The sequence below is a fragment of the Nostoc sp. UHCC 0870 genome, from assembly GCF_022063185.1.
Taxonomy (GTDB): Bacteria; Cyanobacteriota; Cyanobacteriia; order Cyanobacteriales; family Nostocaceae; genus Trichormus.
The window spans coordinates 301,930-324,185 of the sequence record NZ_CP091913.1 but is presented as its reverse complement, the minus strand read 5'-3'; the positions used below and the strand labels follow the sequence as shown (position 1 = coordinate 324,185).

Genomic DNA, 22,256 nt, shown 5'->3' with positions numbered 1-22,256 from the left:
ATTTTTGGAACTGAAAAGACCAATGTGGGCTGACGATCGCTTATTTGAAACTATCACGGAATTAGTCATGCACCATTCTCCTAGCGGTGCAGAAGGGGAAATCAATCAATTGCTGATGCAGCGATTTACTGGGCTGGGTGTAGAAGTTTGGTGCGATCGCGCCGATAATATTATTGCGAAGATTTCCGGTAAAAATTCTGATAGAGCAGTGGCGATTACAGCCCACAAAGACGAAATTGGTGCGATCGTTAAAAATATTGGTGATGCGGGTAGGGTAGAAGTCCGCAAGTTAGGCGGTGCTTTCCCTTGGGTTTACGGGGAAGGTGTTGTTGATTTACTAGGAGACAACGAAACCATTAGCGGTATTCTCAGTTTTGGTTCGCGCCACGTCTCCCACGAATCCCCGCAAAAAGTCCAGCAAGAAGAGACTCCGATTAAATGGGAAAATGCCTGGATTGAAACTAAACTGACTACGGATGAGTTAGAAGCGGCTGGGATTCGTCCGGGAACAAGAATGGTAATTGGGAAGCATCGTAAACAGCCCATCAGGCTTAAAAATCACATTGCTAGCTACACCTTAGATAACAAAGCATCTGTGGCAATTTTATTGGCGTTAGCACAGCACTTAAAACAGCCAGCCGTGGATGTTTATTTAGTGGCTTCCGCCAAAGAAGAAGTAGGCGCAATTGGGGCATTATTTTTTACCCAAAATCAGCGTTTAGATGCTTTGATTGCTTTAGAAATTTGTCCGTTATCTGAGGAATATCCGGTTAAAGACGGCGAAAATCCGGTACTTTTAGCTCAGGATGCCTATGGGATATATGATGAAGGGCTAAATGGACAATTGCGCCAATGTGCGAAGCAATTAAATATGCCTGTACAGCTAACTACCTTAAGTGGCTTTGGTAGTGATGCTTCTATAGCAATGAAATTTGGTCATGTGGGACGTGCTGCTTGTTTGGCATTTCCTACCCAAAACACCCACGGTTATGAAATTGCTCATTTGGGTGCAATTTCCAACTGTATTATTTTATTGAAAGCTTTTTGTGAAACTGAGTTTGACTAATTATTCTAGAACCCTATCTAGGGAAAAGCCATGAAGTGTATAATTATCTAGTTTTTCGTATATTTACTGGTTAAAACTCTTAAATGCTTACCGTTACACCAGAAGAAATTAGTCAGTTTCGCAGCCAGTTGGCGGATAGTCCAGAGGCTTTAGCGGCTTTAGATGCTATAGAAGAGTGTGAGGGAAATCTGGAAGCAGCAGCACAGTTGATTGCTGTTGAGACAACTGATGCAGAAGTTAGCTTAAGAGGAGATTCAAATTATTTAGAGAAATTAGCCGAAAAACTCAGCAACATCATCTGTCAGGAAGAATTTGATGAGTTGATGACAGGCGTATTGACAGCTGCGATCGCCTACCTAGCAGCAAGTGGTAATATTCCTATAGCCTTGGCAACGCCGGTAGTAATTTATGTTGCCAAAATTGGCGTGAAGCAGTTTTGTAAAACTTCCAAACCTGAATCTTAAATCAACGTGAGTTCGACGAATTAAAAAAACCCCTCTCCAAACCTCTCCCCTGCAAGGAGCTACGGTGTACACACAAGTGCTACCAGCATACATTTCAGAACCTTGACAAAATTCTCAACTGTCATGTTGAATGTAGCGACAGCGAAATGAAACATCTAGAGACTACGGTGCAAGTCCGAGATTCTTCCTTCCGCTCCGCTCCACTCAGAATGACATTTCAGGGCTATAAAGCAAGTGGTGACTGGGATTTTAATACTTGTGTGTACACCGTAGCCTGCAAGGAGAGAGGCTTTAAAAGCTTCATTTTTCGTTGATATTTCAAGATATTTAAGCCCCTCTCCGCGTCGGAGAGGGGTTGGGGAGAGGTCATCGAACTCACATTAAATCAGTGAACAGAATCAACTGTTCACTGTTCACTGTTCACTGTTCACTGTTAAAGCCCTGTAGCTGTAAATCCCGCCCAGTAAAATGGTGCTGCAAAAGGGTGGGGTTTACGCTCGCAAGTTCTTCTTAATTCCGCTCTTGCAACAGGACGCTCTCCTTTAGGAAGTTGAGCAAAAATTTCTTCAATTTGTGCATCATATTTAGCTAATAGTGCTGCAAATTCTTCTGTCGTTAAATTTCGTAGCCATTCCTGTGCTTGATTAAGTGCTAGAGAGACACTATTTATTATTTGCAGGTTTTCATAAAATTTCATCATCAAAAATGCTGTAGATAAATCGCTGACAGTCCACAAACTACTAACTACAGCTTTACTACCAGCTAACAGAAAACCACTAGGTAAACCAATATATTCATCACTGGTATTTTTAAAATCAATCAATCCAGTTTCGCAAGCGGAAAGGGTGACGAGGCGACATTTTCCTAATTGTAGAGCGAAGATTTTATCTAGGGTAAGACATTCTTCTAAATCGTGGGTTTCTCCTGCTCGCACATTTAAGTAACGTTCGGAGTCTGGTTTTGTTGGTGTATCTGAGGTGGGTGCATTTGCTAAAATTAGGGCTGATTTACCAGCGTTTGTTAAGTTAAAATACCCGTGACAGCTAAAATGGGCGCAGTGGTAAGTATTTAAGTCAGAATTATTAATTGCGGTGAGTGTCGCATCTGTTTTTTTCAGGACGTTGGCAGTATTAAAGTAGCTTTGAATAACTTGTACTTCTAAATCTGTATAATTTAAATCGCCTGTAGGGTTTTGAATTGCAAATAGAGATTGAAAATCAGGACGTTTGCGCTGTTGTACCTGTTGTAGTAGTTGACAACTGGGTGCATAGCTGACACCACCAGGAAACAAATCTAGAAGACAAGACGGATTTTCAGAATATTGATTTACTGGGAGTGCATGAAGGGGGAATAAGTGCAAGAATCTATGGGGAATGAGGATGAGTTGATCGCAGTGCTTTGGTATCTGGGTTAATATCTCATCAATGTGCAGAGTTGAGGCTAATTCTTGGAGTGATGCTCCTAATTTATTAAGCCATTGGTCTTTTTGATAGTAGTAATTTTGTAAATATTGATTTCCCCAATTTCCCAAATCTTCTCTGTCTTTTGTTTGGGATTGCCAAACTGTTACATTTCCTGTTTTGGTGACAATAAACGCCAATATTTTATCATTAAGAATATACCACTCAATGATGGCTGTATTCTCATTCAACGTAGCCTGAAATGAATTAAAATCAAAACCATAACCAACAGGTAAATATTCGTTTTGTAATTCGTTACGCTGTCGTCGCAATTCTTGGAGATGTTTTGCTAAATCTTGGGGATTTTCCGCTTTACCATTTTGGATTTTATTTTGTCCTGCGGCTATTTCATCCCTGTATTTTTCTAATTGAGTGAATACTTCTGGAGGGAAGATAGTTTTAGAGTCACGTTCAAGAATTTGTTCAACTAAATTGCGGGTTTTACTCCGTTCAACATATTCAATTGCTTCGATATCTTTGCTCAATTCCAGACAAACTTCTACCATGAGGCTATAAACTTTGTTAAATTTTTCCGCTTGTTTGCGTTTGCTCTCTTCACCAGAAACTATTTCTTCCCGTAACGATTCTACTGTGTCAATGGCAGACTCAAAAGTATTGTATGCTAAGTCAAACTTATTTGCGTCTTGGTAAGCAGATCCCAGTCCCCACAAATTTCCTGCCCAATATTGAGGCAAAGCTTCTCTGGTGTAGATAGTTAAAGCAGCAGTAAAAGCAGCGATCGCATTTTCGATATTCTCTGCCCTGTCTCCTTTGATTCTCTCCCTGTAGGCAATTGCGAGATTATTTTGCGTTCCTGCCCAATCTTGAGGCAAAGCTTCTCTGGTTCTGACAGTTAAAGCAGCAGTAAAAGCAGCGATCGCATTTTCGATATTCTCTGCCCTGTCTCCTTTGATTCTATCGCTGTAGGCATTTGCGAGATTATTTTGCGTCATTGCCCAATCTTGAGGCAAAGCTTCTCTGGTTCTGACAGTTAAAGCAGCAGTAAAAGCAGCGATCGCATTTTCGATATTCTCTGCCCTGTCTCCTTTGATTCTCTCCCTGTAGGCATTTGCGAGATTATGTTGCACTCTTGCCCAATCTTGAGGCAAAGCTTCTCTGGTGTAGACAGTTAAAGCAGCAGTAGAAGCAGCGATCGCATTTTCGATATTCTCTGCCCTGTCTCCTTTGATTCTATCGCTGTAGGCAGCAGCGAGATTATTTTGCGTCATTGCCCAATCTTGAGGCAAAGCTTCTCTGGTTCTGACAGTTAAAGCAGCAGTATAAGCAGCGATCGCATTTTCGATATTCTCTGCCCTGTCTCCTTTGATTCTCTTACTGTAGGCAGCAGCGAGATTATGTTGCACTCTTGCCCAATCTTGAGGCAAAGCTTCTCTGGTGTAGACAGTTAAAGCAGCAGTATAAGCAGTGATCGCATTTTCAATATTCTCTGCCCTGTCTCCTTTGATTCTATCGCTGTAGGCAGCAGCGAGATTATTTTGCGTCATTGCCCAGTCAACAGGCAAAGTTTCTCTGGTTCTGACAGTTAAAGCAGCAGTAAAAGCAGCGATCGCATTTTCGATATTCTCTGCCCTGTCTCCTTTGATTCTCTCCCTGTAGGCAATTGCGAGATTATTTTGCGTTCCTGCCCAATCTTGAGGCAAAGCTTCTCTGGTTCTGACAGTTAAAGCAGCAGTAAAAGCAGCGATCGCATTTTCGATATTCTCTGCCCTGTCTCCTTTGATTCTATCGCTGTAGGCATTTGCGAGATTATGTTGCACTCTTGCCCAATCTTGAGGCAAAGCTTCTCTGGTGTAGACAGTTAAAGCAGCAGTAGAAGCAGCGATCGCATTTTCGATATTCTCTGCCCTGTCTCCTTTGATTCTATCGCTGTAGGCATTTGCGAGATTATTTTGCGTCATTGCCCAATCTTGAGGCAAAGCTTCTCTGGTTCTGACAGTTAAAGCAGCAGTAGAAGCAGCGATCGCTTTTTCGATATTCTCTGCCCTGTCTCCTTTGATTCTATCGCTGTAGGCAGCAGCGAGATTATGTTGCGTTCCTGCCCAATATTGAGGCAAAGCTTCTCTGGTGTAGACAGTTAAAGCAGCAGTAGAAGCAGCGATCGCATTTTCGATATTCTCTGCCCTGTCTCCTTTGATTCTATCGCTGTAGGCAGCAGCGAGATTATGTTGCGTCATTGCCCAATCTTGAGGCAAAGCTTCTCTGGTGTAGACAGTTAAAGCAGCAGTAGAAGCAGCGATCGCATTTTCGATATTCTCTGCCCTGTCTCCTTTGATTCTATCGCTGTAGGCAGCAGCGAGATTATTTTGCACTGCTGCCCAATCTTGAGGCAAAGCTTCTCTGGTTCTGACAGTTAAAGCAGCAGTATAAGCAGCGATCGCATTTTCGATATTCTCTGCCCTGTCTCCTTTGATTCTATCGCTGTAGGCAGCAGCGAGATTATTTTGCACTGCTGCCCAATCTTGAGGCAAAGCTTCTCTGGTTCTGACAGTTAAAGCAGCAGTATAAGCAGCGATCGCATTTTCGATATTCTCTGCCCTGTCTCCTTTGATTCTATCGCTGTAGGCAGCAGCGAGATTATTTTGCACTGCTGCCCAATCTTGAGGCAAAGCTTCTCTGGTGTAGACAGTTAAAGCGACTTTATAGCCAGTGATGGCAATTTCCATATTACTGGCTTTGTCACCCAAGGGGAATTGCTGAATTAAATCGCTAAATTTAACAATAACTGCTGCTATAGATTCCGCCTTATCTGCTGGTTCTATTGTCCCCCAATGACGTAATATTTCTGCTAACACGCCATCAAGTTTGTCTGTATTATTTGCCAGTAAGGGGTAAACTAACTGGCGATTACCACTACCGTCTGCGGTTGCTTGTAGTACCTCCATCAAGAATTGGAAATATGCTTGTTTCTCCTCCTCACTGAGCGATTGCAAATCTACTTTATTATCTAGATTCAACCCTTCCCCTACTTGCATTACCAAATTTCGCAACCTATTCGCTGTATTCTCATCTCCATGTTGAAAACACATCTGTGCTACTTCTTCTACCGTTTGCACAAAGCCAGCATCAAGTAATTCTTGGTGTGCTGCTAAAATCTCTGGTTCTTCACCACTGGGAGCATCTAACAGGCTACGAATGAGGTTGAGATAGGCTTGCTGACGCTGTTCGTTCATGAGTGAGGGCGTGAGATACAACTAGATCCTAAGATAAATTCAACACCAACGCCCTCAATTCCATAAAAGTGTAGAATTTCATCACAGGTGATGTGTTTCTGACGATGCAAGAATCTCATGAAAGAAAAAGTCTATGTAGAAACTTCAGTCAACTGAGAGAAAGGTAAAAGTTATGTGGGAAGATCCAATTATCGAAGAAGTTTATCAAGCTAGACAAGCTCATTCAAATCAATTTAATAATGACTTACAAGCAATTTATCAAGATTTAAAAGCACAAGAAAGAAAGAGCAAGAAAAAATTTGTTTCTTATCTTCCAAAGTTATTGAAAGATGTTTCTTTGTTGCATAAAACTTAAGAGGCTGTTTGAAAAGTTTTGTCAGGTATCCTTTGTCATTCTGAGTGGAGCTTTGCGGAAGGTAAAGCCTGCGGCATAGCTGCGCTTAACGCGAAGCGTTCCGTAGGAAAGAATCCGCGTTTTCACCGTTATACTGGGATGCTTCCTTCGTCAGCATGACATAAAAGGGGACTTTTCAAACACCCTCTAATAGACATAGGAGTGAAAATCAATGTAGAGACGTAGCAATGCTACGTTTCTACAAAGGTTTCGGGTAACGCAGAACTAATTTCTGGAGGTGTCTAACGACTAACTCATAGCCTCAACTAACTTTTTGCGGCTAGGACGCTTACGCTCTGATTTTTTCTTCAATCCCACAGCTTGAGCCTGATCACTATCTGAGCCATACTGTCCCCGTACAACTTCTTTCATAGCTAACACCGCATTGTGAAATTCCCACTCCGCTAATCGAGCCGCATCAGCCGCAGCACGGTATAAAGTTAGTTTCTCAACCTCGGCTTTTTGAGCATTTAACATTGCTTGATAAGATTCCTCTAACTTGCTCGTGGAAGCATCATCTCGGCTGGTTTGATAATTATTGATGGTTTGCAAACCGTGGAATGAATTAATATCTTGATCAATGCTAGGAGGAGAGAGACGGCGGTTTGTGTTTTGCATGGCTGTTAATATATCCGTAGTGGACTATATATTTAGCGTGTCAATTTAAACCTGAAATTGCTTGAGAAAATACACGTAATTAACGCCATCTGCAACTTAATTTTTGACACACCTTATCCAAAGACGCAAAGCAGCTACTCGCAGAGTACCCCTCAAAGGATGTTTGAAAACACACAAGTCTAATAACCTAGCCCTACAACGTTTTGATCCCCCCTAACCCCCCTTAAAAAAGCTACCGTGTATACACAAGTTATCGAATCACTATCTGTCCTCGAATTACCCCACCCTAACCCTCCCCTTAGAAAGGGGAGGGAACTAGATTTTCCGGTTTCCCCCCTTTCCAAGGGGGGATTAAGGGGGGTAAAACCTTTATATAGAAAGAAAATCTGACTTGTGTATACACCGTAGCTAAAAAAAGGGGGGAACAAGAATCAAAGTCCCCCTTTTTAAGGGGGATTTAGGGGGATCAAACCACATTTTGCACCTAGCACAAAGATGTGTGTACACCCTAGCCTTTCCAAGGGGGGAATTAAGGGGGGTAAAAATTTCTACTTTTCAGACAACCTCTCACGCCAGTTGCTACAGCGAGGGAAACCCAGCCATGCAAATGTCCTCTGCAACGCGATCGCAATAACAGGTTTCCCAGAGAGTCTATAAGTATAGTTTTGGGTTTGAGTTTTAATTAAAGAGAGTTAATATTATTTTTCCGTAGGGCAATACATTGCGAATGTAAAGCGATACATCATTAATGTAAGGCAATACATTATGAATGCAAGGCTATACATTATGAATGTAGCAAATTACATTTTAGGTATAGCTATTGCAATTAACAATCGCACCTGTAACAAAGCGATCGCTGCTATATCTTCCAATCCTCAATTAGCAAGTTATTGGTTCGCGTTCTGGTTGTTGTCCTTGGGGATGGCGAAAAAATGACTCATCTTGGAGACATCCGTAGAAATGAGGCTGGGGATATTCTGGGATTTTGCTTGTTTGCACAGGCTGAGTGTTGTTATTGTGTGTAGTCAGGCTTTGTGCTAAAAGTTGAATAATATAAAGTTTATCGTCTGGTGAAAGCTGAAGGAGTTGTTGTTCGAGTTCTGGGACAACCACGATCGCGCTGAGGTAGAGGATAATTTGATTTTACTTTCATAGTCAAGAACAAGACAAAAGAAAGAAAAGGCGATCGCGTTTCCTTATCACATAAGCTATATCATAGCCCCCTCCTTGCTTGCGGGGAGGGGGTTGGGGGTGGTTCTTTTTAAAACTGAGTTTGAGTAGTTGTATTCAAAGCCGATGATGGGATTTGAACCCACGGCCTGCTGATTACGAATCAGCTGCTCTACCACTGAGCCACATCGGCATACACGATAGAATATTATAGCATTATTATTTACCTATGGTTGAACCAAATCCCAAAAAACGCCTAAACTCAGAACAATATGCCCGCCTCAAAGCCGAAACAGTAACACCTTATCGCGGCTTGAGGCAATTTATTTATATTGGTTTTGGTGCTTCTGGTTTTATCGGTGCATTTGTCTTCTTTTTTCAACTTCTGGCTGGTAGGGATATTGAAAACGCTTTACCTAACTTTGCTCTCCAAGTGGGAATAGTAGCACTGATGATTTTTCTCTGGCGTTGGGAGCAACGCCGCCAACGTCGCTAAAGTTAGTAAAGACAAGGCGAATTGAGAGGAAAAATTCATTTAAACGCAGAGGGGCGCATTCGCGCAGCGTCTCCCAGAGAAGATAAACGCACAGGGAGCAGAGAATTAGGTAATATTGTTTAGTTTTTTGAAAATACAAGTATGATGTTTGTTTAGTTATTTTTTTAGAATTTAACTCAGGTAATTGATATTTTGATACATTTTGAAATATTAAGAGAGAAAAAATAAAAAAAATATTACAAAATCAAAAAATCTAAAAATTTCTGCGACACTAATATTTGTTGAAACGGGGTCAGCTAAATAAAGACCCTGAACATAAACCCATAATATAAACAGGGGTCAAGCAATTTAAAGACCCCAATTTTAAGAAAACAAACAATTTTGCCAGTGCCAGGTCAGTTCTTGCTGATTCTGGCACTGGCAATTTTTAAATCATCAACTTACGGAACTCTAACTACATAAGATGAAGGTAGTGGTTGGGCGCGTCCAGCGTTGACTAGGGCTTGATAAACAAAAGCAGCAATCTCTGCCCTAGTAGCTTCCCGATTGGGATTAAGTTGGTTAACGTTGGGATAGTTAATTACTAATTGTCTGGCGGTTGCAGCCGCAACTGGACTACGTGCATAATTGGGGATCTGACCAGCATCAGTGTAAATAGAAATAACATTCTGATTATCAGCAGTTAATCCTAGTCCATTAGCTAGGGCTACTAAAGCTTGGACTCTGGGGATTTGTTGCTGGGGTTTGAAATTTCCATCAGGATAACCAGCTACAAATTGACTCTGGTATGCAGCTTGAATAGCAGCAGCAGCCCAGAAATTACTACTGACATCTCTAAACTGAATAGCAGGCCGTTTAACTGGTGGTGTTAAGGCTTTAGTGATAATGGTGGCAAATTGGGCGCGGGTTACAGGGTCGTTGGGTTTAAATGTACCATCAGGAAAGCCCGCAATAATATTTTGTGCAGCCAAGGCTTCTATATAGCCTTTAGCCCAATAATTTGCCGTTACATCTTTAAATCCTGTTCCTGAAACCGGTTGTTCAACAGTGGCGGCGACAAAATCTACCTGACCAAGAATTTTTTTCTGGTCGATATCATTACCCACAGCCAAAATGCGATTTGTTCTAGTGGCGTTATTCAAATCATAACGAGTGTTACTGCGAATCAAATTACCACCAGGATTTTCGTTAGTACCTAAATCTGGTTGAGCATTAACAGTAGCTACAATGCCATCTCGCTTATTGTTTTGAATGACATTTTTACGCAGGATGGGCTTGGCTGATTCTGAGATAAACAGACCATCTTGGTTCTGGACAATTTGGTTTTCTACTACCAAAGGTGTAGAGTCACCTCCAATAGCTATGCCAAAACCTGTGTCCTGAAATAAGTTATTGCGAATTTCACCTTGAGCCGATTTAGCAATAGAAAGTCCATTACCTGTGTTTTGGACAAAGATATTACTTTCGATTTTCGGGTTTCCTGTACCGGTCACAAAAACGCCATCCCTAACGTTTTTTGTAAAAGTGTTGTTTTTGATGGTGGGATTAGTTGATTCTACCCAGACACCAGTACCACGTTGATTGGGGTTGGTGACTGTTAAACCTGCAATTGTCGTATTTTCACTCGCTAAAATGGTTACATCTTGTCTGGCAAAGGTGCGACTGGTATAAAAACCACCACCTGTAATTAATATTCCTTGTCCTCGGCTAGATTCATCACCTCGCAGTGTCACCCCTGGTTTTACTACGAGTGGAAATTGTTCTCCAGTTTCACTGTTATAGTTTCCAGGTGCAATTTGAATAGTAGTACCTGTTTGAGCCTGATTGAGAGCGTAGGTAATTGTTTTGTAAGGGGTGGTGGTATTACCAGCACCGGCTGTATCTGCACCAGTAGCGGAGTTGACATAAATCACAGGTGCAGTTGTGGGAACTTGCGCTGTGAGATTAGGGTTGATTAGTTGTGGGTTGGCACTTACTTGGCTGGAAATTAGGGTTATTCCAGTGGTAGCCAAGAACAAAGCGATGATTCCTGTGGACAGGGGTTTCGCCGAATATATATTTAAGCCCTGATGTTTCATTTTTACTTCTGTGGAATGCTGAATATGGGTTAGTTGAATGGGTGTTATGTAGCGGATATCTAGCTACAAAACTTATGCAAAACTATAGCGGATGACTAGCGATTCAGCACCTAAGTTTCGCAAGAAAATACATAAATTATCTAGATTGGGTCTAAAAATATAACTTTGAGGGTCATCATGGAGATATGCTGCACTTTTAGCGATCGCACCTAATGTTGGTATATTAGTGAACAAATCGCTCGCTACAATCTATGTTGTTAATTCATAAAAATTTAGATACTTCAGGAATCCAGCCCAAAAACAACAGAAAGGGGATCTAGATAAATAGATCCCCTTTCTATATGCCTGGCATTGTTTTTTAAACTAATTGGAATTTTTTTGTTAGTAAGCTAATGTTTCTAAAGTTTCCCTTAAATATCGCTGCACCTGCTGTTCTAGGCGCAGTTCTTGTAATTGAGTGTAGCTTTCTACTTGCCAGCGTTGGAAACCAGAACTAGCAGCGATCGCGTATTGGAGATTTTGCCAAATGTCTGAATCACGAGAAAATTGAAGTTTAGCCATATTCCCCTATTCCTCAGTTTCAACTTTAACAGTCAACTGGGGCAAGATTTTATTAACCCGCACCCCTAAAATCGTGAAATCCTGGTTAATCTTCTCTAAAGGTAACGGTTCTAGGGCAGCAAATTCTGTGTCATTTGTCACTAAAACTCGTGCTACGCTCAGTGGAATTTGAAGAAATAAATTACTTGCCAAAAAGGTTAAGCCAGCCATTAATAATGCCAAACTCCGCCATTGTGGTAAAAAACTCGCTACATTCACCACTAAGGGCGTTACTTGGTAGAGTTGCCATAGGATCAAAATTGATATTATTGCTGCCAGCAGTGCCAGCACCCGATTTAACTTTGTATTAATTAAACAGAGAATTTTTCTTTGCTGCTCAGTCAGATTTTCTGGTTTGAGAGCTACGCCCAAAATGGCATATATGTAAAAAGGACGGCGTAACTGCATCCACAAAAGGGGCATCACACCAATTCCTGCTACTAGCAAAAGCTCCATCCACATGGGTAATAACGGCTGCCCCACTGACAAAAACAACAAGCACAGCAGTAAAAACACAGGTAGTGTTGCCAAGCCAGCAACATGAATCCACAAAATAGGTTCAGAACGAAATGAGCGCATAATAAAAGTCCTGAGTCTTGAGTTTTGAGTTCTGGGTGTTGATTTTCAAGTTGTGAGTTGTGAGTTGAGAAAATTTCTACAACTCTCTACTCATCACTTTTACTCAGCACTCAGAACTTGGTACTCAGCACTATCTTGTTAACGCCAGGGTACGGCGTTTAGTTACCATCTGGTACGCATCGATGATGTCACCTTCAGCCCAGTCATGGAACTTATCCATGCCCACGCCGCATTCATAGCCAGCGTTGACTTCTCGCGTATCTTCTTTCATCCGCTTCAGGGAATCGAGTACGCCTTCATAGACGACTTTACTGCCGCGACGTATCCGTACTTTGCAGTTGCGGACGAGTTTGCCAGATTGAACATAGCAACCAGCAACAGCACCGCGACCGACTGGGAAGACAGCGCGGACTTCGGTTTGACCGAGGGGTTCTTCTACCAACTCTGGTTCTAACAGACCTTCTAAAGCACCTTGGATATCTTCCAAGAGTTTGTAGATGATGTTGTATTCTCTCACATCTACACCTGCTTCGTCGGCGGCTTGTCTTGCACCACTGGCGTAGGTGGTGTTAAAGCCAATAATGACTGCGCCACTGGCTGCGGCTAGGTCAATATCTGTTTGAGTAATTTCCCCGGCTGTAGACAACAGCATCCGAATTTGGACTTCGTTTTGGGGAATTTGTTTGAGTGAACCCACAATGGCTTCCACAGAACCCTGTACGTCGGCTTTCAAGATTAAGTTGAGTTCTTTCAACTCGCCTTCTTGAGCTTGAGCGGATAGGGTGGTGAGGGTGACACGTCCTTGTAACAGACGCGATAGGCGTTGTTTGTCGGCACGGTCTGAGGCGATCGATCTGGCTTCTTTTTCGTTATGGAAGACCTCGAATTCGTCACCTGCGGCGGGTACGTCACTTAAACCCAGTACCTCAACAGCAAAGGAAGGAGAAGCAATATCTACCCGTTTGCTGCGATCGTTCACCATTGCCCGGACTTTACCGAAGGCTGAACCAGCAACGAGCATATCTCCGACATGGAGAGTACCGTTTTGAATCAGTAGGGTAGCCACTGCGCCTTTAGCTTTATCTAAGTGCGCTTCAATTACAGTTCCTCTAGCTGAACGATCTGGGTTGGCAGATAGTTCTCCAACTTCTGCGACCAAGAGAATCATCTCTAGGAGTGTATCGAGGTTTTCTCCTCTGATGGCACTCACAGGAACCATAATCGTTTCACCGCCCCATTCTTCTGGTGTTAGACCATACTGGGTGAGTTCTTGTTTGACGCGGTCGGGCTGCGCCCCTTCTTTGTCAATTTTGTTAATGGCAACAAGAATGGGTACGCCTGCGGCTTGAGCATGGCTAATTGCTTCCACTGTTTGGGGACGCACACCGTCATCCGCAGCCACTACTAAAATTGCTATATCTGTCACCCTTGCGCCCCTTGCCCGCATTGCGGTAAAGGCTTCGTGACCAGGTGTATCTAGGAAGACTATCTGGTGTGGCTGACCTTCATGTTCGATGTCTACATGGTATGCACCGATGTGCTGGGTAATCCCACCAGCTTCACCAGCTGCTACCTTCGTTTTCCGAATCGAGTCGAGTAAGGTCGTTTTACCGTGGTCTACGTGACCCATAATTGTCACTACTGGTGGACGACGGATGAGATGTTCCTGGTCGCCAACATCAATCATGTTTGTGACTTTGCGGGCTTCAGCTTCTGGTTCGGCGGTTTCGATTTCTACTTCTAGTTCTTTACCAACTAAAGTAATTGTCGGGATATCCAGATTTTGGGTGATACTCACCGCCATGCCTTTCATAAACAGGATTTTGACAATCTCTGTATCGGCTACTATTAAACCTTCAGCTAGTTCCTGCACCGTCATGGGGCCGGTAACTACCAGTTTGCTTGGACGATCCCGTTTGACCTCAACTTCTTGTTGACGGCGATTATGGTCACGAGAGCCAAACTTTTTACTTCTGGTAGTGGGGGAACTAACCACAGCTACGGTAGAAGGCTGTGCAGGTCGGGCTGCTTTGGGTTTGGGAGGACGAGCAATAGAAAGGCTTACCTGAACGGCAGCTGGTATTTCTAGTCCATCTTCATCGAGTAAATCATCTTCATCGAGTAAATCATCTTCGAGGATGGGCTTGACTCGCTTACCTTTGACCCCTACCTTACCGGCTTTTTCTTTAATTTCATCGATGATCTCTTCTTCTTGCCACTTCTTGCCACCCTTACTAGCTAGACGGGGTGGTGTCGGGCGTTTCAAATCAAGTAGATCAGGTGTAGCTCGATCATTAGGAGCTTCTCCTCTGTTCGATAGTCCTCCTGCCATCGGTTTTGGCGGAGTTGCCACTGGCATTGCTGCTACCACTTCTGATGGACGTGCTGGTCTACTAGGACGTTGCCCTTCCCCGCCTGGTGCGCCGGGTCGATTAACACGATGTTCCGGTTTGGATGGGGATGGAGTGGTACGTAGCTGTTTTTGTACTGGTGCTGGAGATGTCTCTGTTTGTGTAGGTTTAGAGACTTTTGTCCTTGGTTGATCGCGATCGTCCTCCGCACGCTGTGGGCGTTCGCGTTTGAGGATCGGTTTTCCTGAAGGACTTACCTGTTCAGCTACGTCTGACTGTTCTGCTAAAGGCCTAGCAGGTGGAGCGACCAGTTGGGGTTTTTGGGGTTTTTCTGGTCTTGGTCTGGATGAAACTACTTTTTCTGGCTTCTCAGCTGCGATTTTTTCAGATGCCTGTGTTTTAGGTGTTGGCTCTGTTTCTGGGGCAGCTTGTACTTGAGAAGTTTCAGATTGATTCCGGGGAACAGGTCGAGTAGGAGGAGCCGTCGGCTTCATGGGTGAGACTTGTGTAGCAAAGGGCTTTGGTGGTGCAGGAGAATTCACGTCAGATGAAGCAATTTGATTATTGCTAGCTACTGAGGCTTCGGGGGCATTAGAAGTAGGATTTTTCAATATTTTGGGTTTGCGAATTTCCAAAATTTGTTGTTTGTGAGGTTGGGCAGGGCGGTTGCGCGAGCCGGTGGGTGATGAATTGGGTTTATGACTGGATGTATTGAATTCTTTTTTGGGCGTTCCATGTGTAGCTGCTAGTTTTTCAGCAGCCGCCCTAATATTTTCTGCCTCTGTTTCTGAAATTGTACTGCTATGACTTTTGACCGCGATGTTGAGCTGGTCGCAAATTGCTAATAGCTCTTTGTTATCCAAATTCAATTCCTTTGATAATTCATAGATTCTAACTTTGCCGTTGTTCATCCACTCTTCCCCTTTAATTTACAGTTTTTTTGCGGATGGTTGCCTGGGAGTGCGACATCTCCATCCTTCGATTACTGTTTTTAGGTTGCCCTTGGTTTGTTTGCCGGTGCCTCCAATCAGGAAAGAGAGATGTGTCGGTTTAATGTTGGCATCTCCACTGTAAATGGTGGTTAACTGACAACCATAAATTTTTTCTAAAGAAAAGGTCTTTATGATTGCCGATGATGCCGAACTGAGCCTGAACGCTACCAGGTTGCCATTCGGTGGTTTTTTGTTTTGTTGATTCTGAGTCTTCCACAACACAATTGAATGACACTTGTTGGGAGTACTGCTTTGCTCTTCTTTAGTTTTCAGGAGAGCTGTTTGCTAACTACACCCATTTACTATTTTGCCACTAAGCCTAACAATTGCAGAGGGGATGTCATCCCTCGAATAGTTGGAATTTTGGCGAAATTCCCCTAGAAATTAGGGTTAAAAAAGCAATTCAAACCTAAATTTCTTTTTGGGAATTGTTTGGGGTTAGATGTTGCCACAATGTTTGGTACAGTGTTTCTGGTACTGATGCACGTAGCGATCGCCCTAGTTTATTTTTTTTCTGAGCTATTTGCAAACAGCTCTGTTGTGGGCAAATATAAGCTGAACGCCCCATGCCCTGATTTAATTGTACCTTCCCGGAAGGAAAGACACGGACAATCCTCCAAAACTCTTCTTTTAAGCCTACTTTACGACAACTGACGCAACTCCGATAATTAGGTTTCATCGAGATTCTGAGCATTTAACAGAATTTTGGTCGGTAATAATTAAAGTAAGTTGAGCCAATCTCTATTCCTATAAAGTTGCCAAATTTTAAGTAATCATGAAGATTGGTACTGAAATTAATCCTACCAGAACTTTATTTAAGCTGATAAATCACTCTTCGTCATTGGTGTCAAAAGGTTCATCTTCTAAATCTTCCATTTCGTCTAGTTGATTTTCTTCATACTCTAGCTCCTCAAATTCTGTGTCATCTTCCTCTGGTGTATATTGGGCGCGAACCGCAGCAAATTTGGCATCTTCTCCAGCGTGGTCATATTTGGCTTTGTCTTTAATGTCAATTTTCCAGCCAGTCAAACGAGCTGCTAAACGTACATTCTGCCCTTCTTTGCCAATTGCTAAACTCAGTTGATCTTCGGCTACTAATACGTGAGTTTGCCGGCTCTCCGTGTCCATCAGACGTACTTCGTCTACCCGCGCTGGACTCAGAGCGTTGGCGATGTATGTGGCTGGGTCTGGAGACCAACGGATTACGTCTATTTTTTCACCGCGTAATTCATTAACTACTACCTGAATGCGTGATCCCCGCGCACCAATACAAGCCCCTACTGGGTCTACATCACGATCAAGGGTATCTACCGCTATTTTAGTCCTTGGGCCTACATATCGGGAGGGAGGATTGGCTTCTCTGGCTACAGCCACAATCCGCACTACTTCATCTTCAATTTCTGGTACTTCGTTGGCAAATAAATAAACTACCAACCCAGCATCGGCACGAGATACAAGCAGTTGCGGCCCCCGTTGTTGACCTTGGGAAACCTTTTTGAGATACACCTTAAATGTAGCATTGGCACGATAGTTATCGTTGGGTAATTGCTCCCGCTTGGGTAGTTCGGCTTCTACCTCTGGTTGCCCAAAGGTACTGCTGACTGCCAAGATCACTGATTGGCGTTCAAACCGTAAAACCCTAGCTTGCAATACAGTGCTTTCCAAGTCTTGGAATTCTTCTTGCACCATTTGCCGTTGTTGATCCCGGAGCTTTTGCGCTAGCACTTGCTTAGTTTGCATCGCTGCCATCCGCCCAAATTCTCCCTGATCGGGGGTGACATCCAATACTACGGAGTCTCCCAACTGGGCTTCAGGTGCTACTTGCTGCACTTCGTCTAAGGATATCTGATGATCGGAATTATTGACTCCTTCTACAATAGTTTTTGTGGAAAGGACGCGAAATCCTTCTCCGTCAATATCTAATTCAACTTCAAAATTATCAAAATAATCTTCATCAAACTGTTTGCGTTCTAAATTCTGAGCGCGGCGGTAACGTTCGTAACCTTTAAGTAGTGCCTCTCTAATCGCTGATTGCACAGCCAGGCGAGGCAAATTACGCTCACGACTAATACTTTCTATTAAATCTTTTAATCCTGGTAAACTAACCATTGACATAAGCAATCTCCTTTAAAAATTGGGAATTGGCTATTGGGAATTGGGCATGGCAAAAGAATAAAAATTAAGCATTAAGGAACTGGGATTAGAGCAAATTTGTACTCTAGTTCCCAGTTCCTAGTCCCTAGTCCCTAGTCCCTAATCCCCAGTTCCCCGTCTCTAGTTCCTAGTCCCTCACTACTTACTTATCGCGGCTCATCTAACTGCACCCTAGTAATGAGGGAGCGAGGAATTTCAATGACACGACCTTTTTGATTTAAGTAAATTTTTGTTTCATCGCGGCGAATCAGTTGACCATTCCATTCTTGTTGTCCTTCGTAGGATGGAGAAGTGGAGACAATGACAGGAAAACCTTTGAAGGAAATAAATTCCCTGTCTGTTACTAATTCCCGTGAAATACCAGGGCTAGAAACTTCCAAAACATAGGCATCTGGAATAATCTCTGTAGCATCTAAGACAGCTTCGAGCGCACGGCTCATTCTCTCACAATCATCCAAGCCAATATCTTGCACGGGATTGTGGATGTCTACCCGTAATACTGGTGGACGTTGGTTAGTATGAAAAACTATGCCAACGACTTCCAATCCCAGTTGTTCTGCTACTGGTATTGCCAAATCTGTAATTTGTGGAACTAGAGGATGAGCCATGTCCGAAACCAATAAAAAAAGTGGGCATCAACCCACTTCCTGCGATAGAAATATCTTCCAAGAAGTATTGTGACGAACCATGATTGGTTCGCCTCTCATCTGAGTGTAGCGCATTTCTTTGATAGTCAATAGTTATTGGGGATTGGGGATTGGGGATTGGGGATTGGGGATTGGGGTAAAATTTAATTCCTCTACTCTCTTTGCGTGACTCCGCTAGTTTTTGTACCGAGTCTCAAGGAGTTATTTAGTTTTGACCAAAGAAAAAAGGATGCAAGCCCCTAAATTTATTTATGGAGAAGAAAAAAAGTGAAACAGCATTAATTCAAGCCCCCTGATTTATCCGTGGGGTATTTAATTTTGAATTTTGAATTTTGAATTTTGAATTGGAGCGAAGCGACTTGACTTTTGACTTAACAAAATGTAGGGGTTCAAATCCCCGGCTTCTATAAAGCCGCAAGTGTTGTGGCGGGGTCTAAATCTCCCTTACAACACGGAAAAAGCGAATTGCGTTAGCGGAGCGGGGCGTTAGCCCATTGCGTTAGCGGAGCGGGACGTTAGTCCATTGCGTTAGCGGAGCGGGACGTTAGTCCATTGCGAATTGGTTTAATTTCTCCCCAGTCGCTAATACCTAATCTTTGGGAGAGTAGCTTGTTTTGCTACTGGATGGATGGGTGGTTGGGTTTTGAGTTGTCTGGTTTGCTCTAAGATTTGCTCGATATCTTCTTGAGATAAACGCTGCACGTAGTTAAGTTTGACTTCTTCTAGAAAATCAACAAGTAAACTTTGGATTTGAGAAATGACTTGCTGTTTCTGTATTTCAGTACCTAAAGCTTGGCTGAAGCGTTCTACAAGTTGATTGGTGAGTTTTGCGGCTACAGGATCTTCTACAGCACCGACTAGTGCTTTGTAAAGATTAGTAGTGAGTTGAGTGGCTAGTTGTTCGCTAAGTTGAGTTTGTATCTTTGCAACTCCAGGTAAGATTTGCAGGTTACGGGAAAGGGGGACTTGATGGAGTACAGTTTCAATATTGTGGACTAAAATTGCGGTGAGTTCTGGTTGAATTTTGGGTAATACTTGATAGACAATGGTTTGGACCAAAAGACCTGCGATCGCTTCAATTTCATTTACATTATTTATATCTATATAAGGGCGTAAATTCTCTTTTTGTAATAGCCAGCGTATAATTTCACCCTGTTGAATAGAAATTTGCATCTGGTTGATGACTCGAATGATTACGACTTCTGTGATGTCTTCGGCAAAATTTGCGACTACTGTTTGGTGAAATTGTCTATTGAATGGTTGAATATTTACTAACTTTGCTTGATCTAAACGGATAGTGATAGGGATAATTCGTAACCAACGCCAGAAAGGTATAAGCAGAAAGAGATCATACCACCGCCACAAAATAGCATTGAACCAACTAAAACTAGGATGGCGACGTTTAATATAGAATATACGCGTCAAAAATTCTATGCTAAATAAGAAAACAAATGGTAAATCAATCACCCAAAACATATCTACAAAATCACCACTTTCACCAATTTGGCGATAGTAGTTAGCAGCAATTAAAGGTCGAATTTGCCGATTAAAAAAAATCATTTCTTTTTGCCAACCATTTTGGGATAAGTATGGTTGACTCCAAAATGTATCAAATGACTCTTTCGCTGATTCTTTACCGATGCGATCGCGCATTCGGTTTTTGATTTTTTCTAAGTTTCCACTTTTGTTAGCATTTACAAATGGATTACTATCAATCATCTCGCTGCTCAAACGGCTAATTTCCTGTAATTTGGCTTTGGCTTCTGGTGATGTTAAGCCTGTCTGACTAACTTGTGCTTCTAGCGCGTTTAGTGTTTTTAGATAATTGTTTGTTTCTCTGTGGGGTTCAATACCTTTAATGGGGTCATATATTTGAGTAATTTGGGGAAGATTACGTAAATATAAAGTCCGCCAGGGTACATAACTTAAATCAAATAAAACTAAGCAGAGGTTGATTGTGGCAATAGTTGCCATCAATCTTTCAAAATATAAATTTTTCTTCTTTGGTATTTTTTTATTAGCCATTTTTGTTGCAAATTATACAGGCTTTAATACAATATTTTAACTAACCTAAACTACATTTAGCTAATTGCACAGTAGCATCATATATCAGTTAATTTGTTTCTTTAGATAGAGGGCAAAAAACTTTTTTTGGTATTAAGTGTTAAATTTTATCAACATGACCTTGATTAATCAATAATCATGAATTTTTAAGAAAAAAATATAAGGAAATATCAAATTTCTCTGTTAACGTTTATAATGCTGACTTAATTGAATGGAGTGTGAAATTATGTGGTGTGGTTTCAGAAAATCAAGCATGATTATCGGTGCTGCTTGTTTGGTTACTGCTAGTGTAGTAATATCAAATACAACCTTTGCAGCGCGTCAACGTAACTATACACCGCAAGAGTTCCGTTCGGTATTGCGGGGTCTAGGCTACAACGTTAAAGTTACAAATTCACCTCTCACTGATGAGGAAACGAAAAAAGCAATTAGTGAATTGCAGAGAGGTTATAAGCTCCCTATAGATGGTATAGCCGGGCCAAAAACCCAAGATTTTGCTGCTACTATCGTGCAAATTCTTCAAGGTAACTTAAATGCTGTACTCAAGCCTAAATCTCCATTGGCTCGTGACCAATTTTACAGCGATCGCACAGAAGAGTTAGTCAAAGAGTATCAGAAAAAAAATCAACTACAAGAAACTGGTATAGCTAATTTGGCACTCCGTCAAAAGCTAGATCAAGAAGCGAAGAACATTATTAATCAGTCCAATACGAAGCCATCACCATCACCGACGGCTACGCCAACATCAAAACCATCACCATCACCAACTTCTAAACCCACGACTACACCGACAATTAAACCAACGCCAAGGGCAACACCAACCCCAACAGCAACGCCAACGCCAAGGGCAACACCAACCCCAACGGCGACACCATCTCCAACAGCAACGCCAACGCCAACGGCGACACCAACCCCAACAGTAACGCCAACTCCCACAGCGACACCAACTCCCACAGCGACACCAACTCCAACGGCGACACCAACTCCAACAGCGACACCAACTCCAACAGCAACGCCATCTCCAACACCCTAAACATCAAGTTTTTTGATTGGGTTCTTCCATAGGTCTACCTTTGGGAGTTGGTAGAATTGGACGACGGTCATCATAAGGCATGGGAATATACTGAACAGTAGGTCTTCCACCTTGTGGTTGTGGATATAAATCCATCAATTCATATATGGAACGGGGCAGCCCTACAGTTACGGGCAGCCCTATTTCTGTAGCTTCCTCAACGGTGATGGGGTAGTCATGGGTAACACGCCCAGTAGTTAGGGCTTCAATTATTGGTTCGATATCTTCAGGCTTAACTTTTTGTCTGGGGATATTATCTTTAAGCAGAGTCCGCACAAAGCGTTGTACCTGTTGAATAGCTTTGCCTGCTAGGTCTGCCATAATTAGGGTTTGGTCATCAATCTCACTGATAGGTTTATCTTCAACGACTTTGAGAATACTGGCGGCTGGGTAGTTACCAAGTTGGGGATCAACAGGCCCTAGGACGGCGTTGGCATCCATGACAATTTCATCGGCAGCGAGAGCCAACATTGTGCCGCCACTCATGGCATAGTGAGGGACAAACACACTGACTTTTGATGGATGACGAATTAATGCTCTAGCGATTTGTTCGGTAGCCAACACTAAACCGCCAGGAGTATGCAGAATTAAGTCTATGGGAACATCAGGGGGCGTGAGGCGAATTGCCCGCAGGATTTGTTCTGAGTCTTCAATTGTGATGTAACGAGAAATGGGAATACCTAGCAAACTGATAGACTCTTGGCGGTGTATTAATAAAATGACACGGCTGTTGCGTTGTTGTTGAAATTCGTGCAAAGCGCGAAAGCGTCGATATTCCATTTGGCGTTTTTGCCAGATGGGTTGTAAGGAAGAAAGAAGCAGGAAAATCCAGAATAAATCCCCGATACCAAAGCCCATAG

General features: G+C 42.6%; 18 protein-coding genes and 1 tRNA gene. 5 read left to right on the top strand and 14 right to left on the bottom strand.

Annotated features, from left to right (window positions below):
* Positions 1-22: 22 nt before the first annotated feature.
* Together L6494_RS01365 and L6494_RS01360 are read left to right on the top strand one after the other, a co-directional pair.
* Positions 23-1,066 (top strand): M42 family metallopeptidase, encoded by a 1,044-nt coding sequence (locus tag L6494_RS01365; protein ID WP_237995745.1) that lies wholly within the window; start codon positions 23-25, stop codon positions 1,064-1,066.
* An 83-nt stretch (positions 1,067-1,149) separates the two neighbouring features.
* A complete protein-coding gene (locus tag L6494_RS01360; RefSeq protein WP_237991092.1) occupies positions 1,150-1,530 on the top strand; it encodes a hypothetical protein in 381 nt (126 codons plus the stop codon).
* Between the two features lie 433 nt (positions 1,531-1,963).
* Here L6494_RS01360 and L6494_RS01355 read toward each other — a convergent pair whose 3' ends face one another.
* The gene (locus L6494_RS01355; protein ID WP_237991091.1) at positions 1,964-6,181 is read right to left on the bottom strand and encodes a CHAT domain-containing protein; all 4,218 of its coding nucleotides are present in this window, start codon (positions 6,179-6,181) and stop codon (positions 1,964-1,966) included.
* 172 nt (positions 6,182-6,353) lie between these two features.
* On the opposite strand from L6494_RS01355, the gene L6494_RS01350 reads away from it, so the two are divergent.
* A complete protein-coding gene (locus L6494_RS01350) occupies positions 6,354-6,536 on the top strand; it encodes a hypothetical protein (RefSeq protein ID WP_237991090.1) in 183 nt (60 codons plus the stop codon).
* Between the two features lie 288 nt (positions 6,537-6,824).
* Here the strand turns inward: L6494_RS01350 and L6494_RS01345 are convergent, their stop codons facing one another.
* From L6494_RS01345 to L6494_RS01335, 3 genes are all read right to left on the bottom strand, one after another.
* Positions 6,825-7,193: a hypothetical protein gene (locus tag L6494_RS01345; RefSeq protein WP_237991089.1), complete on the bottom strand. Its 369-nt coding sequence runs from the start codon at positions 7,191-7,193 to the stop codon at positions 6,825-6,827.
* An 879-nt stretch (positions 7,194-8,072) separates the two neighbouring features.
* Entirely contained in the window at positions 8,073-8,306 is a 234-nt protein-coding gene (locus tag L6494_RS01340) for a hypothetical protein (protein ID WP_237991088.1), read from the bottom strand.
* Positions 8,307-8,484: 178 nt separating this feature from the next.
* Positions 8,485-8,556: transfer RNA gene (locus L6494_RS01335), tRNA-Thr, on the bottom strand.
* Positions 8,557-8,592: 36 nt separating this feature from the next.
* On the opposite strand from L6494_RS01335, the gene L6494_RS01330 reads away from it, so the two are divergent.
* Complete coding sequence (locus L6494_RS01330; protein ID WP_237991087.1) at positions 8,593-8,859, top strand: DUF3493 domain-containing protein; 267 nt, start codon at positions 8,593-8,595, stop codon at positions 8,857-8,859.
* A gap of 440 nt (positions 8,860-9,299) precedes the next feature.
* Here the strand turns inward: L6494_RS01330 and L6494_RS01325 are convergent, their stop codons facing one another.
* The 9 genes from L6494_RS01325 to L6494_RS01285 all read right to left on the bottom strand — a co-directional run bounded on the left by L6494_RS01325 (position 9,300) and on the right by L6494_RS01285 (position 20,285).
* Complete coding sequence (locus L6494_RS01325) at positions 9,300-10,937, bottom strand: DUF1565 domain-containing protein (RefSeq protein WP_237991086.1); 1,638 nt, start codon at positions 10,935-10,937, stop codon at positions 9,300-9,302.
* A gap of 72 nt (positions 10,938-11,009) precedes the next feature.
* Positions 11,010-11,171, bottom strand: a complete 162-nt coding sequence (locus L6494_RS01320; protein WP_237991085.1) for a hypothetical protein — start codon at positions 11,169-11,171, stop codon at positions 11,010-11,012.
* Between the two features lie 147 nt (positions 11,172-11,318).
* A complete protein-coding gene (locus L6494_RS01315; protein WP_237991084.1) occupies positions 11,319-11,498 on the bottom strand; it encodes a hypothetical protein in 180 nt (59 codons plus the stop codon).
* A 6-nt stretch (positions 11,499-11,504) separates the two neighbouring features.
* On the bottom strand, positions 11,505-12,116 hold the full coding sequence (locus L6494_RS01310) for a low-complexity tail membrane protein (protein WP_237991083.1): 612 nt from the start codon (positions 12,114-12,116) through the stop codon (positions 11,505-11,507).
* 130 nt (positions 12,117-12,246) lie between these two features.
* Positions 12,247-15,378, bottom strand: a complete 3,132-nt coding sequence (gene infB, locus L6494_RS01305) for a translation initiation factor IF-2 (protein WP_237991082.1) — start codon at positions 15,376-15,378, stop codon at positions 12,247-12,249.
* A gap of 490 nt (positions 15,379-15,868) precedes the next feature.
* Positions 15,869-16,138 carry a YlxR family protein gene (locus L6494_RS01300; RefSeq protein WP_237991081.1) on the bottom strand — a complete coding sequence of 90 codons (270 nt, stop codon included), beginning with the start codon at positions 16,136-16,138 and terminating at the stop codon, positions 15,869-15,871.
* 149 nt (positions 16,139-16,287) lie between these two features.
* Entirely contained in the window at positions 16,288-17,574 is a 1,287-nt protein-coding gene (gene nusA / locus L6494_RS01295) for a transcription termination factor NusA (protein WP_237991080.1), read from the bottom strand.
* A gap of 185 nt (positions 17,575-17,759) precedes the next feature.
* On the bottom strand, positions 17,760-18,221 hold the full coding sequence (gene rimP, locus L6494_RS01290) for a ribosome maturation factor RimP (protein WP_237991079.1): 462 nt from the start codon (positions 18,219-18,221) through the stop codon (positions 17,760-17,762).
* A gap of 621 nt (positions 18,222-18,842) precedes the next feature.
* Positions 18,843-20,285 carry a hypothetical protein gene (locus L6494_RS01285; protein WP_237991078.1) on the bottom strand — a complete coding sequence of 481 codons (1,443 nt, stop codon included), beginning with the start codon at positions 20,283-20,285 and terminating at the stop codon, positions 18,843-18,845.
* Positions 20,286-20,550: 265 nt separating this feature from the next.
* On the opposite strand from L6494_RS01285, the gene L6494_RS01280 reads away from it, so the two are divergent.
* Positions 20,551-21,357 (top strand): peptidoglycan-binding domain-containing protein, encoded by an 807-nt coding sequence (locus L6494_RS01280; protein WP_237991077.1) that lies wholly within the window; start codon positions 20,551-20,553, stop codon positions 21,355-21,357.
* A 3-nt stretch (positions 21,358-21,360) separates the two neighbouring features.
* Here the strand turns inward: L6494_RS01280 and L6494_RS01275 are convergent, their stop codons facing one another.
* Positions 21,361-22,254 (bottom strand): SDH family Clp fold serine proteinase, encoded by an 894-nt coding sequence (locus L6494_RS01275; protein ID WP_237991076.1) that lies wholly within the window; start codon positions 22,252-22,254, stop codon positions 21,361-21,363.
* Positions 22,255-22,256: the final 2 nt, after the last annotated feature.